9 protein-coding genes are annotated in these 13,920 nt (G+C 36.3%); 7 read left to right on the top strand and 2 right to left on the bottom strand.

The window, feature by feature from the left end; all coding sequences use genetic code 11:
• The first annotated feature begins 24 nt into the window (after positions 1-24).
• The 3 genes from ACTTG8_RS05385 (at position 25) to ACTTG8_RS05375 (ending at position 6,291) form a co-directional block, all read left to right on the top strand.
• Positions 25-2,964 (top strand): S8 family serine peptidase, encoded by a 2,940-nt coding sequence (locus ACTTG8_RS05385; protein WP_442561099.1) that lies wholly within the window; start codon positions 25-27, stop codon positions 2,962-2,964.
• Between the two features lie 102 nt (positions 2,965-3,066).
• Entirely contained in the window at positions 3,067-3,981 is a 915-nt protein-coding gene (locus ACTTG8_RS05380) for an alpha/beta fold hydrolase (RefSeq protein WP_442561098.1), read from the top strand.
• 18 nt (positions 3,982-3,999) lie between these two features.
• Complete coding sequence (locus ACTTG8_RS05375) at positions 4,000-6,291, top strand: cyclic nucleotide-binding domain-containing protein (protein WP_442561097.1); 2,292 nt, start codon at positions 4,000-4,002, stop codon at positions 6,289-6,291.
• A 49-nt stretch (positions 6,292-6,340) separates the two neighbouring features.
• Here the strand turns inward: ACTTG8_RS05375 and ACTTG8_RS05370 are convergent, their stop codons facing one another.
• Positions 6,341-7,897 carry an ABC-F family ATP-binding cassette domain-containing protein gene (locus ACTTG8_RS05370; RefSeq protein WP_442561096.1) on the bottom strand — a complete coding sequence of 519 codons (1,557 nt, stop codon included), beginning with the start codon at positions 7,895-7,897 and terminating at the stop codon, positions 6,341-6,343.
• 205 nt (positions 7,898-8,102) lie between these two features.
• Between ACTTG8_RS05370 and ACTTG8_RS05365 the strand changes: the two genes are divergently transcribed.
• The gene (locus ACTTG8_RS05365; RefSeq protein ID WP_442561095.1) at positions 8,103-8,603 is read left to right on the top strand and encodes a DUF6106 family protein; all 501 of its coding nucleotides are present in this window, start codon (positions 8,103-8,105) and stop codon (positions 8,601-8,603) included.
• On the opposite strand, the gene ACTTG8_RS05360 is transcribed toward ACTTG8_RS05365, so the two are convergent.
• Positions 8,590-9,519, bottom strand: coding sequence for a LysR family transcriptional regulator (locus tag ACTTG8_RS05360; RefSeq protein WP_442561094.1), 930 nt, complete (start codon positions 9,517-9,519; stop codon positions 8,590-8,592). The two genes, ACTTG8_RS05365 and ACTTG8_RS05360, sit on opposite strands and share 14 nt — an antisense overlap.
• Before the next feature lie 144 nt (positions 9,520-9,663).
• On the opposite strand from ACTTG8_RS05360, the gene leuC reads away from it, so the two are divergent.
• The 3 genes from leuC (at position 9,664) to ACTTG8_RS05345 (ending at position 13,744) form a co-directional block, all read left to right on the top strand.
• Positions 9,664-10,929 (top strand): 3-isopropylmalate dehydratase large subunit, encoded by a 1,266-nt coding sequence (gene leuC, locus ACTTG8_RS05355; protein WP_442561093.1) that lies wholly within the window; start codon positions 9,664-9,666, stop codon positions 10,927-10,929.
• Between the two features lie 8 nt (positions 10,930-10,937).
• Positions 10,938-11,426, top strand: coding sequence for a 3-isopropylmalate dehydratase small subunit (gene leuD / locus ACTTG8_RS05350; protein ID WP_442561092.1), 489 nt, complete (start codon positions 10,938-10,940; stop codon positions 11,424-11,426).
• Positions 11,427-11,599: 173 nt separating this feature from the next.
• Positions 11,600-13,744, top strand: coding sequence for an InlB B-repeat-containing protein (locus ACTTG8_RS05345; RefSeq protein ID WP_442561091.1), 2,145 nt, complete (start codon positions 11,600-11,602; stop codon positions 13,742-13,744).
• Positions 13,745-13,920 lie beyond the last annotated feature (176 nt).

Below are 13,920 nucleotides of genomic sequence, written 5' to 3'. Positions count from 1 at the left end.
TTTAATGTATATAGGAGAAGATTTATGAAAAAATTGAAAACAGCACTTTCATTAACATTATGTGCAGGACTTTTTTTCAGTTCTGTTACGGGGATTAGGGCACAGGTTAAGAATGATCCTTTACTTGACACTAAAAATGCTAATTATCAGTATCAGTTTGACACTGTCAATGTAAAGAAGGCTTGGGAACTTTTGAAAGAAAAAGGATATACTAAGACAAAAATTGGTGTAATGGATACCGGAGTGGATTCATTGCATGAAGATCTTAAGAAAAATTTAAAAGAGTATGTTCGGGTAAATCAGGGGATGATTAAGAAAGCAGAGGCAGATCCGGATGAGCATGGGACTCATGTTTCCGGAATTATGGCTGCTACCTACGGAAACGGCAAGGGTGGTAGCGGAATTGCGACAGGTCCTGATAACGACATGGCAGAGCTTTATGTGGCAGGAGTGCAGGATGATAATGGTACTATAAATGATTTGGACATGATTAGGGCAATGGAATATTTTAAGGAAAAGGGAGTTAAGGTGGTAAATATCAGCCTTGGAGGATATAATTATGATGATAATATTCACAAGGCTATTAAGGCTGCCTATGATGCAGGAATTACCCTTGTAGTGGCATCAGGTAATGATGATACGGACAAAGACAGTTCTCCTGCAGTTTTTAAGGAAGTTATTTCTGTAAACTCATCAGATTCAGATAATCAGACGTCATATTTTTCAAACTATGGTTTTGCCTCAGACGTATCTGCTCCGGGTTCTTCTGTACCAAGTACGGTGCCGGGAGATAGATATGTGGCTTTTTCCGGAACTTCAATGGCATCTCCGGTAGTTGCAGGAATAGCATCTCTTGTGCTTTCTGCAAATAAGGATCTTACACCAAGACAGGTTTACAATATAATATGCGGTACAGCCGGAAAGTCTGTACTTAATGGAAAGTTTTTTGATGAAAAACAGTATGGTTATGGTATTGTAGATGCTTATGAGGCTGTGAAAGCAGCATACGAAATGAAGGAGAGCCCTTCAGAAAATGTTAATCGCATATTTGTGAAAAGTAAAACTTTAACTGTACCAAAGGGGTATGAATTAGCTATAGAAACATTGCTTTTGCCTTGTACAAGTACAGCTAAAATAGAATGGTCAAGCAGTGATGAAAAGATTGCTACAGTTAATGAAGACGGATATGTAAAGGGACTCAGTGTAGGACATACTACAATAACTGTTAAAGCCGGCAGCAGAGAGGAAACAATATCTGTAAATGTTAAAGAAGAAATGCTGCCTGATAAACTTGAAATATTAAAGGCGAAGAAGGTTATCTCTGTAGGTGAAATGGATGAGCTGTTTGTTAAGGTAGCTCCTGATGAGGCTTTAGTTAAGGAATATTATGCAACTAGCAGTAATACGAAAGTTGCAGCAGCCTATTCAAACTATGGAGTAAGGGGTATTAAGGTCGGAAAAGCAACCATTACTTTAAAAACAGTTAATGGAATAGAAGAAAAATATGAAGTTACTGTAAAGCCGGCTGTAGCTGATGTTAAATTTGTAGAAAAGACTAATAAAGTTAAGGTTGGAAAGAAGTTTAAGTTTAAAGCTAAAGCTGTTAGTGAGTTAGGTTATCAGGATGTGGCAGTTAAAGGAGTAGAATGGAGCGTTACAGATACAAGGCTTGCTAAGATAGACAAGACAACAGGTGAATTTACTGCTAAGAAGGCAGGAGAAGTTTTTGTAAAGGTTACATCAAAAGGACTTAAAGAAGATGGAAAGAATAAAATTTCCAAGGTTATTAAGGTAAAATTAGTTGGGAAAACCACTAAAAAAGAAGACAAGACAATTCCTTTTAATAAAAAGGGCTCAAAAGTTAAAGTACAGCATATTGAAAATAGTGAGAATATGCTTAAGTCAAAGGCAAACGACCTTATTGATAACCTTTATACAGCTCTTGAGGTGAATCGCACTAAATACACAGCAGAAGTATTGAAGGCAGCCTTTAAGCTTAAGAAAGAGGCTAGAGGCTTTGTTGCAAATGCTAAATTTGACACAGAACTTTATAAGGAGGGAATTGACCCGGATACACAGATGCCGGGGCTTGTACCGGCAGGCAAACTTGAAGATTATCAGATGTACTTTAAAGCTCTTGAAAGTTATGATATACTAAAGACAGGATATAAATTTAATTTCAAAAACCTTAAAAAAGAAGTATATAAGGTAGTAAATGAAGGCTATAAACTTATAGATAAGGCTAATTATAATGAATATTATGGTCAGCTTGTAGATGCGGATTATGCAAAAGCACTATCAGCTATAAAGAATGCAGATGATATATTAGGATTAGCAAAGGCAGATGCAAACTCTCTTAAACTTCATCAAGGTAGGGACATGGAACTTAGAGGCCTTAGGGCTATAACAGATTATAATGCTGTATTTACTAATAATGACATCAAAGTAATCAAGAGAATACTTAAAAGACAACTTGATTCCTATGTTGACGGACAACTTAAATTATCAGGCTATGAAGAGGGCATAAAGGAGCTTAAGAAAGAATTAAAAGCTTATAAGAAAGATGTAGATAAAACTCTTTATGTGGGTGAAATGTTTGATAAGACAGAGGCAGCTATAAAGAAAATGGTTAATAAAACATCTGTAGGATATGAAAAAATTTCTATTGGTGATATGAAAAGAGCCATGGCAATGCTTGATAAAACTTTATCAAAGTATGATATAAAAAAATATTCCACAGAGGGTTGGGAAAAAATTAAGGCTGCAATGAATGATGCCTATGATACAGTAAGTAGTTCTTGGTATAAGGGAGAAGTTTATAAGCTTGAAGATGGACTTAAGAAAAATCTTGATAAAGTGAAGAATAGCAAAGAAGAGAAGGCAGAAAAAGCTAAAAAGAAAGCTGAAAAGAAAAATAAGGCTGCAAAGAAACCTGTTAAGGGGAAAAAGAAATTACAGCATTAATTAAGTTTTAGTAATATAGATAAATATCTCGGCATATTGTAAAGGCAGGTATTGCCTTTGCAATATGCTTATGGTAGTTTATGGGAAAGATTGGAGGCTATCGTGGAAAAAGAGGTTATAAGTTTTGACTCTGCAGATGGAAAACATAAGATAGCAGCTTACATATATTCAGATAAGCTTGTGAAGACTAAGGCAGTGATTCAGCTTTCACATGGTATGTGTGAGTATGTTGAACGCTATGAATGGGTGGCAGATTTTTTGACAGCTAGAGGATATATATTTGCAGGAAATGACCATTTAGGACATGGTAATAGCTCAGCTCCATCGGAGTATGGTATTTTTGATGAAGAACATATAGAAATTGATTTAAAGAAAATGAATGATATTTTGACAGAAAGATTTCCATTGCTCCCTATAATTTTATACGGACATAGCATGGGAAGTTTTTTTGCCGGCTGGTATGCAGAACGTTATCCCGATACTATAGATGGACTTATTATTAGTGGGACAGCAGGTCCGTCAATAAAAAATAATATCGGCAGAGCCTTAGCAGCTTTTATTGCAAGAACGCATAAGAGAGGTTATGTGTCTAATCTTTTGGTAAAATTAAATTTTTGGAATTATCTTAAAAAAATTCCAAATGCAGGCTCTCCAAACGATTGGCTTACACATGACAGGAATATTGTTGAAAAATATGATAAAGATTCAAAATGTAATTTTAAATTATCAGCTAAGGGCTATCATTCGATGCTTGCCGCCCTCACTGTTGTAAGCAGAAGGGGATGGGCGAGAAGTTTGCCAAAAGAGATGAGAATTTTACAGATTGCAGGCGAAAAAGATCCTGTGGGTGATTATGGCAAGGGCGTAAAAAAGGTTACAGAGATGCTAAAAAATGCAGGAATAAGTGATGTTGAGGAATATATAGATAAAACCGGTAGACATGAGCTACATAATGAAACTAATAAAGAAGAGATAATGAGAAAAGTTATATGTTGGCTTGACGATAGGTTTAATTAGCAGATTTAGGGAGAAAATATGGCAGAATTTATTATAAATGAGGGAGAAGTTATTACTACAGCAGGAAAGTCCATCAATAAAATGTGGATAATAAAAAGTGGACGGGTAAGGGTAGAAGGAGCTGGAGGAAGTTATGAGCTGGGGCCTGGAGATGTAGTTGGAATATGTGAAGTTTTTTTAGAGGTACATTTTTTGACCTATGTAGCAATGGAAGATACAGAAACATATATGTACCCTATAGTAAGTTCTGAAGCAATAGGTTCAATACTTAAATCAAATACTGACATTGCAAGGATGTTTATCCGTTCTTGCATAAGACAGATTACAAAGCTTATTTATGCATACAGAACCGAGCAGGTAAGATGTAATGCCATTTATGATAGTCTTAAAGCCTGCTATAATATCTATCTTAATTTGGCAGAGTATGTAGGTGTTGAATTAAAAAGGAATAAAGAAATTGAAGAGCTGGAAGCCTATTCTAATAATGAAGAACTTGACTACTGGCTTTCAGGATATTATGAAGGTCTTAATAGGCTTTATGCAGGTGAAAATTATAAGTGTCTGATAGCTGAGTCTGATGTTTCGGTGGGAATGCTTAGAAAAGGCTGTCTGGATGCAAGAAAATCTGTACTGCTTATGGGTGATAGATACCAGTTTGTGAAAAAATGTCTTAATTATTATTTTTTGGAAGAAGAAGGAGGACTGTTTAGCAAGCTTTTAACTGTATTTGAGAGATTTTCGGCTGATGCTAATATAAAGAATAATTTTTTAAATAAAATGAATATCATAGTATATGAGGCATCTAAGTTTCCTATGCATTCTTCGGGTAATTTAGGAGTTAGGATAAAGCAATGTGCAGAAGAGTTAAAAAGGCTAAGGAGTAATACCTCATTGCAGGAAGGCGAGGAACAGGAAACCCCAGAACCGGATTTTATGGAAGAATTATATGAATCATTAGATACTATCCTTGATTTTGCTGAAATAGTAGGAGCTGAACGAAGACTTTTTAGAATCAACATAGGCAAGCTGAATTCATTATCAGATAAAAATGCAATAGACGATGAGACAATGGCTCTAAAAAGAGATATTACAGCTGAATTTTATCAGATTTATTCAGAAGTATTTTTTAAGAGTTTAGAAAAAGAAATTCCTCCTGCCGTTAGGATGTTCCTGTACTTTGGCTATGTAGATGAGAATTTGGCAGGAAAAAAACATACAAAAACATTGTATCATCTATCTGAAGATTTAAAGACAAATGATCCGTCTGTTTCCGGAGTTTATACTTTTTATGACTGGCTTTTGGCTATTTACAGAGGCGAAAAGAAACCTTGCCGTAATGAATTTGATGTAGATTTTTCTGATTATGTAAGGGAATTAAAAAATGCCAAAAAGATTACACCTCAAGAGGCAGAAACATTATTGGAAGATGGAGAGGCAAAGGTAAACTATGAACTGGATAATATTTTTAAAACAGCAAATAAGATTACATTTGGAAGAGTATCTACTTTCTGCCCTGTATTCATTGAGGGGAATATATTAAAAGAACTTAAAGACTGTATTGTGAAGGTAGGAAATATAAGGAGAAATTTAGACGTAGTTAAAAGTGTGGATTATTCTGCATTTTATAGGGAAACCCTTGCTTTATCTGATGGAGATATCATGGCCAGGGAGCACGTACATATAGAGAAGATTCCGGATTTCATCCTTTTGCCAAATGCCGGAGTAAGAGGTATAATGTGGCAGGAGATAGAAGGAAAGGTAAGGACAACCCCAGGTCGAATGTTTCTTTCAATATTGCATATGGAAGACTTGCAGAATACAATCATAAGAATGACAGGAGAATTTAGATGGGAACTTTGTAAGAGGGTGCAGGGAATGAGATGGAACGATGTTACTGATCCGTCACTTACAAGCCTTTATTGTGATTATATACAGTTTTATCGTAAAAATAATAATCTGAGTCCGGATATGAAGGAAAAAGTTAAGTTGAGTCTTCAAAGATGTCGTAATAGCTTTAAGGAGATGTTTGTACAGGATTATATTATATATATCTTATATGAAGGAAATGGTTCACCTAGACTTAATAAGGTATCTAGGCAGATTTTATTTGAATTTTGCCCACTTGATGCAGAAGGAATTGAAAGACTGTCTAAAAATCCGACCTACATGGAGCTGATTAAGCAGAAACAGTTTAAAATGGAACAAAAATTACAGAGATATGATGGGCTTGAAAGAAAATGCCTTAAAGAAACAGGAAGTATACCGGAAAGCTTAAAGAAAGAGATAAACTTTATTAAAGGAATAGTATAAATAACTGCCATCCTCAGCAAGGGGATGGCAGTTTCATATATTGATAAATTTATAACAATTTAGTTGTCCATTTAGAAAGATCCCAGATATCGGTGGCAAGACCTTCGTAGAATTCAGGCTCATGGCAAACCATAATTATACTACCCTTGTATGCAATTAGGGCTCTTTTTAATTCATCCTTAGCATCGACATCCAAGTGGTTGGTAGGCTCATCAAGTACAAGGATGTTGCTTTTTCTGTTAATCAGTTTGCAAAGCCTTACCTTAGCCTGCTCACCTCCACTTAGAACCTTGACCATGCTTTCTATGTGCTTGGTAGTAAGACCGCATTTGCTAAGAGCACTTCTTACCTCATACTGGCTAAAGCCGGGGAATTCCTCCCAAATCTCATTGATACAGGTGTTGTTGCCATTTCCACTCATTTCCTGTTCAAAATAGCCAAGTTCTTGAGAGTCACCAAGCCTTACTTCTCCTGAAAGAGCAGGGATTAAACCCATTATACTCTTTAACAGAGTAGTTTTTCCTATGCCGTTTGCACCTTCAATAACTATTTTTTGCCCTCTTTCCATATATAAGTCCATAGGCTTACTGAGTGGACTGTCATACCCTATCACAAGTTCTTTAGCCTCTAGTATAACTTTACCACTAATATTTGATTCAAGGAAGTTAAATACAGGCTTAGGTTTTTCACCTGCAAGCTCTATTATGTCCATTTTATCAAGTTTTTTCTGTCTTGACATAGCCATATTTCTTGTTGATACTCTTGCCTTATTTCTGGCAACAAAATCTTTGAGATCTGCGATTTCCTTTTGCTGTTTATTATAGGCAGCCTCCTGTTGGGCTTTCTGCATTTCATAGACTTCAAGGAAATTATTATAGTCACCTACATAACGCTTAAGTTCTTGATTATTCATATGATAAATAATATTTATTACACTATTTAAAAATGGAATATCATGGCTTATAAGAATGAAGGCATTTTCATATTCTTGTAAATATCTGGTGAGCCAAGTAATATGTTCTCTGTCCAGATAGTTGGTAGGCTCGTCAAGCAGGAGGATATCAGGTTTTTCAAGCAGAAGTTTAGCAAGCAGAACCTTTGTTCGCTGACCACCTGAAAGTTCGGTGACATCATTATCAAGTCCGATTTCGCTAAGACCAAGGGCAGCGGCAACTTCCTCAACCTTAGCATCTATCATATAGAAGTCATGCATAGTAAGAAGGTCTTGGATAGTTCCTGTTTCTTCCATTAGCTGTGCCAGTGTAGCCTCATCAGCCTCACCCATTTCCATATAGGCCTCATTAAGCCTTTTTTCAAGATCAAAAAGATAGTCGAAGGCGGATTTTAATACATTTCTCATTGTCATTCCCTTGGTGAGAACAGCATGCTGATCCATATATCCGACATGGCAGTTCTTTGCCCATTCAATTTTGCCCTCATCCGGCATCTGTTTGCCGGTAATTATGTTCATAAAGGTGGATTTACCCTCTCCGTTTGCACCGATAAGTCCTATATGCTCTCCGGCTAAGAGGCGAAAAGATACATCATTAAATATGGCTCTGTCACCAAAGCCATGCGTTAAGTGTTCTACATTTAATATACTCATAATCAGACCTTTCAAATTTTGATTCATTTATATAACGATACAAGTGTCAAATGCTTTTGACGCTCACATCATATAATATCTGAACAATGGGAGATTTTCAAGGGTGAAAGTGAGAGTAGGGTATTGTATAATCTATCTACCCTATTTGCAAGCTGTAAACTATGTGGTATAATGACTATACATTAAAAAGTTAGGAGAAAAAAACATGAATGATCAGTATTTAGAAGAAGGTATAAAATGCAAGGATACAGGCAAAAATAAAGGGATAAGGGTAGGACTTGTAGCCTTAATAATTATTTCTTTTGTTGTGATTTTAATAAATCCGGCACTTATAATTGCACCGATTATAGCTATTGCACTTTCTGTGTTTATATTTTCAAGGCTTAAAACGGAATATGAGTACATTTATGCAGATGGACAGATTGATTTTGACAGAATAAGTGGTAATGCTAAGAGAAAGACTATAATGAGGATTGACATAGAAAATGCGGAAGTTATAGCTCCTACCAATTCAGACTCTATAAAAGCATATAATAACAACAATAGAATTAAGGTTAAAGACTTTAGCTCGTACAATCCGGAAGTAAGCACTTATTCTATGATAGTTAGTAAAAATGGAGAGCTCTATAAGATAATTTTCGAGCCCTCCGAAAGAATGGTAAAAAGTATGAAGTACAAACAGCCAAGAAAGGTTAAGGAGTACTAATTTTCTTGCAAAAAGTAACAAAAGCATCAAGAGCTTTATTAGTAGTATAATCTCGGAGATAGGTAAATCCTATCTCTCTTTTTTGTATTGGGATAGAAAGGGGGAGGGTGGTAAGAGTACCGTTATTTAGTTCGGTTTTAACAAAATCAGTTATTATACAGGCTATGCCAAGCCCAATTTTTGCAAATTCAATAAGGAGATCCATGCTGCTGACTTCTAATACATGATCATTGAACATCTGACCGGTAGAAAGTACATTGCCCCTCATATATTCATCAATATAGCGTCTTGAAACATTGTGTTTGTCAAGTAACATAAGGTTTCCATATTCAAAAGGATTGGTCGCTGATTCCGGATGCCTTTTTTTAAGGTTTTTAAGGTAGGCAGGAGTAGCAACGAAACCATCTTCAACCAGACCGATAGGAGAAAAGACACAATTCTCTAAGCGGCCGCTTTCACCGACAAGTCCTATGTCTACTTTATGTTTTTGTAGAAGGCTAAGTGTCTGATAGGTAGACTGGCAGCTTATTGATATTTTTATATGTGGGTGAAGTTTAATAAATTTTTCAAGATAAGGCATGAGCACATACTTACAAAGAGTAGTGGAAACCCCGATTTTGAGGCTGCCCGTACCCAGTTTTTTATTTTTCTTTATAGTTTCTTCTGCCTGTTTAAGGTGTTTGAATGCGACATTAGTTTGTTCGTAGAGCATTCTTCCTGAGTCTGTAAGTGTTACTCCTCTGGAACTTCTTACAAAAAGCTTGGTTTCTAAGTTCTGTTCAAGTCTTGTTACAGCCTTGCTTATGGCAGGCTGGCTTATATACAGCTCCTTTGCAGCATGAGAGATATTACCAGCCTCGGCTACGGTGTTAAAAATATGATATAGTGACAAGTTTTGATCCATGCTATTTTCCATTAAAACTCCTTTCTGCTAAATACATTTAAAAATAGCTGTAATTTTATAACTGTAGTTCATAGTGATTATGTTTAATATGTATTTTTATTATACAATATGTCTTGATATAATACAAGGACACCTAAGATTAGAAAGGGGCATATTATGGGAATGACAATGACTCAGAAGATTCTCTCTTTTCATGCCGGACTTACGAAAGTTTCTGCAGGAGAGCTTATAGAAGTAGGGCTTGACATGGTACTTGGGAATGATGTTACAGCACCCGTAGCCATTAAAGAATTGTCCAAATTCAAAGATGCAAAGGTATTTGATAAGGATAAGATAGCTCTTGTACCTGATCATTTTACGCCCAATAAGGATATAAAATCAGCAGAAAACTGTAGATGTATGCGTGACTATGCTATTTCCAATGATATAACCAATTATTTTGAAGTAGGATCGATGGGGATAGAGCATGCCTTACTTCCTGAAAAAGGGATTGTGACAGCAGGAGATTGCATAATAGGAGCTGACTCGCATACCTGTACTTATGGAGCACTCGGAGCTTTTTCTACAGGTGTAGGAAGTACAGATATGGCAGCAGGTATGGTTACAGGTAAGGCTTGGTTTAAAGTGCCTCCAGCAATTAAGTTTGTACTTACAGGAAAAATGAAAAAGTGGGTGAGTGGTAAGGATGTAATCTTACATATTATAGGAAAGATAGGGGTAGATGGTGCTCTTTATAAGTCAATGGAGTTTTCGGGGGAGGGTGTAAAAAACCTTACTATGGATGATAGATTTACAATAGCGAACATGGCTATTGAGGCCGGTGCTAAAAATGGTATTTTTCCGGTGGATGAGCTTACCTTAGAATATATCAGGGAGCACTCAACAAAGCCATATAAGGTATATGAGGCTGATGAAGATGCAGTTTATGATGAAGTGATAGAAATAAATCTTTCAGAACTTGAGCCGACAGTAGCATTTCCACATCTTCCTGAGAATACAAGAACTATTAGTGAAACAGGAGAGATTAAAATAGATCAGGTAGTTATAGGCTCTTGCACCAATGGAAGAATTTCAGATATAAGAATTGCTGCAGAGATAATGAAGGGAAGGAAGATAGCTCCCGGTATAAGGGCAATAGTAATACCTGCTACTCAGGAAATTTATCTTACAGCTCTTAAGGAGGGATATATTACTACCTTTGTACAGGCTGGCTGTATAGTAAGCACCCCTACCTGTGGTCCCTGCCTTGGAGGCCATATGGGAGTTCTTGCAGCGGGAGAAAGGGCTGTGTCTACAACAAACAGGAACTTTGTAGGCCGTATGGGACATATAGAGAGTGAGGTTTACCTTGCAAGCCCTGCGGTAGCGGCAGCAAGTGCGATTACAGGTAAAATAAGTTCGCCTGAAGAACTCGGATTATAGGAGGGAGTATGAAAGCAAGAGGATTTGTTCATAAGTATGGAAATGATGTGGATACTGATGTAATTATTCCTGCAAGATATCTTAATACTTCCGATCCAAAGGAACTTGCAGAAAAATGTATGATAGACATAGATGCAGACTTTGTAAATAAGGTAAAGCATGGGGATATTATGGTTGCAGGAGATAACTTCGGATGTGGTTCTTCAAGGGAGCATGCACCAATAGCCATAAAAGCCTCAGGTATAGCCTGCGTAGTTGCAAAGACTTTTGCAAGGATATTTTATAGAAATGCTATCAATATAGGACTTCCTATTGTAGAATGTAAAGAGGCAGCTGAGGCTATAAAAAATGGTGATGAGGTGGAGATAGACTTTGATACCGGTGTAATAAAAGATCTTACAACAGGAGAGAGTTTTACGGGACAGCCTTTTCCGGAGTTTATTAAGGAAATAATTAAGCAGGGTGGACTTATTAACTATATTAATAAGAAAAAATAAGTAAAAGGACATTTGTCAGTTTGGCAGATGTTTTTTTGTGGAGATTTAGGTTTGAAAAGAGTATATTTGCCAAAATATAAAATAAAATTAATTAGTTTATAATTAAAAAGTATGATATAATATTGAGTATTTGATAAGTATCTATTATAAATTATTTTACAATAGGAGAGAATATGAAATTAATCAGACCAACTTTTTACCGTAATGTGCTTGTTACCATATTAGCTATTAGTTTATTTTGCAATGGTTTCATACGAATAGCATTGGCAGCAGAGATTACTATCAATTTGAAATATACAGTAACAAATGCAGAAGCATATTATGTTGTAACAAAAGGAGATACACTGGAAACTCTGGAAGTGATTGCAGAAGGGAAAGTTGTGTCAGGCGACACTAGTCATGTAACTTTTGATGATTCGTATAAAATACGCATAATTTATTTTGTAAAACCTGCAGAAGGTTATCTGCTTACAGGTGCCGGAACTACAGGAAAAGGTAATATTTCAGCCGTATATGAGTTAAAAGATCCATCTAAATTTGTTCGTACAGAAGCTAAGGTACCACAAGAGATTATTGAACGCCTGGAGAAGGAGGGATATAAGCTTGCATGGGGCTACACAAGACATTCCGGTAACAAAAATCACCTTAATGACAGTGTAAACGGATATCAGCCGAAGGTGGGAACATCAATTACCCATAATGCTGATAATATTGAAGTTGGGCAGACTTTGACTATGAACATTGTTGTGAAACCTGAAAGGCCATTTCGTGATCAAAGCGATAGGCGTAAATATGAAACAGCTATTGCAGCAGGTAATACTACAGTAACTATTGATGGTAATAAGGTTATACCTGTAACCGATTTGGAGAAGATAAACAATAATGAGTACAGGGGAACTCTTAGTTATGTAATAACGGAAGATGATGTTAAGGTAAATGAGCATACGGCTGTTGTAAATTCTAAGGTGGATTATACTTTGGATTTATCTGTTAATACAGGAGATTATCAAGGGGCTACAACAAAGACAACAACTACAGTAGATGCTGCACCTTCTACAGTAAATTTTTCGCTTGTAAGCAGCCCTGCACGAAAACTTGAATATGACTTTGGATATGACGGAGCACCGACAATTGATAGTGCATTACACGATAGTGGTTCTGAAGTAAATGTTAATGCCGGAAATTATACTCGTGATGGATATGAATTTGTGGGCTGGTCTTATAATGATAGTTTAGGAAATGAAGTGGTGCTTAAGCCTTCTGATAAATTTAATATGCCGGATAGGGTGACAGGGACTAGGCTTAAAGCAGTGTGGAAGACAGAACTGAAAGTATATAACAACAATGGTGAGGCAGTTTCAACAAGTTCAGCCATAGTAGGAAAGCCTTTATCGTTAATAACACCGGTAAGAAATGGATACATATTTAAGGGCTGGAAAGGATCGGATGGAAAGATCTATGATACTGATTTTAATATGCCGGATCAACCATTTCAGGTAGTTGCGATGTGGGAAGAGATAAGAAGAGATACAGTATCTGATGATGCAGAAGAGAAATCAAATTCAGCATATACCGGTGGAATGTTGTTTTCAGACCTATCAGAAAAAGAAAACGCAGAAAAGCAGTCAGATCTATCAGAAAAAGAAAACGCAGAAAAGCAGTCAAAGCCATCAGAAAAAGAAAACGCAGAAAAACAGTCAGACCTATCAGAAAAAGAAAACGCAGAAAAACAGTCAAAGCCATCAGAAAAAGAAAACGCAGAAAAGCAGTCAAATCTATCGGAAAAAGAAAAAGCGAAGAAACAGTCAAAGCCATCGGAAAAAGAAAAAACTTCAGCAAAACAGCCGGTTAAAACATCAAAAATAAAAAAAGCAGAAGAATCAGCAAAACAAGGGCTGGATATAAAGAAAGAAAAGATAGCAATATCATCAGAAAAGTCGATAGTTAAAGCAAAAGAAGAAAATGTTCTAGAAGAATCGGAAAAACCTAAATATGATGTACACGAAGAAAGAGTGATAGCATCTTCAGAAAAGCCGACAGATATATTACAAGCACCAAAGAGGGGCAGAGCAGGAGATGCGTTTATGGATGTGTTAAATGATCAGTCTGCAGCCGGTTTAGGCAGATATTCTTTGAGATTGCCCAATGCCGGATTAGCAGCAGGTCAAGGTGATATACTTGCACATAAATATTCTGTTGGTGTAAGAACCTTACCTCAGACAGGTGAAAAAGATGTGGCATTGTTTTATGTAGTAGGCTTACTGGAAGTCGGGTTAGCTTTTATTATGTATTTAAGGAGAAAAATAAGGCATAGTTAGTTTTGGGAAAAATTTACGATTTTAGGGAGCTAGATTTTCAAGGTAAGTGCAACACCATGTTGCATTTAAGTTGAAAAACTACATGTTGCATAATTTCATACAATATGTTATATTTAAGCCATGCAAATGATACCGCTTGCCGATGGAGCGGGGTATAAGTGATTCGGTGTGCAAAT

The sequence above is a fragment of the Catonella sp. genome, assembly GCF_052173895.1.
Classification (GTDB): Bacteria; Bacillota; Clostridia; order Lachnospirales; family Lachnospiraceae; genus Catonella.
Note: the sequence above shows the minus strand (reverse complement) of the source record. Positions and strands in the feature narration are given on the sequence as shown.

Excerpts from the sequence above, each read along its gene's own strand:
- ACTTG8_RS05345 (WP_442561091.1), top strand. The coding sequence starts at position 11,600 with ATGAAATTAATCAGACCAACTTTTTACCGTAATGTGCTTGTTACCATA.
- leuD (WP_442561092.1), top strand. The coding sequence starts at position 10,938 with ATGAAAGCAAGAGGATTTGTTCATAAGTATGGAAATGATGTGGATACT.
- ACTTG8_RS05385 (WP_442561099.1), top strand. The coding sequence starts at position 25 with ATGAAAAAATTGAAAACAGCACTTTCATTAACATTATGTGCAGGACTT.
- ACTTG8_RS05365 (WP_442561095.1), top strand. The coding sequence starts at position 8,103 with ATGAATGATCAGTATTTAGAAGAAGGTATAAAATGCAAGGATACAGGC.
- ACTTG8_RS05375 (WP_442561097.1), top strand. The coding sequence starts at position 4,000 with ATGGCAGAATTTATTATAAATGAGGGAGAAGTTATTACTACAGCAGGA.
- ACTTG8_RS05360 (WP_442561094.1), bottom strand. The coding sequence starts at position 9,519 with ATGGAAAATAGCATGGATCAAAACTTGTCACTATATCATATTTTTAAC.
- ACTTG8_RS05370 (WP_442561096.1), bottom strand. The coding sequence starts at position 7,897 with ATGAGTATATTAAATGTAGAACACTTAACGCATGGCTTTGGTGACAGA.
- leuC (WP_442561093.1), top strand. The coding sequence starts at position 9,664 with ATGGGAATGACAATGACTCAGAAGATTCTCTCTTTTCATGCCGGACTT.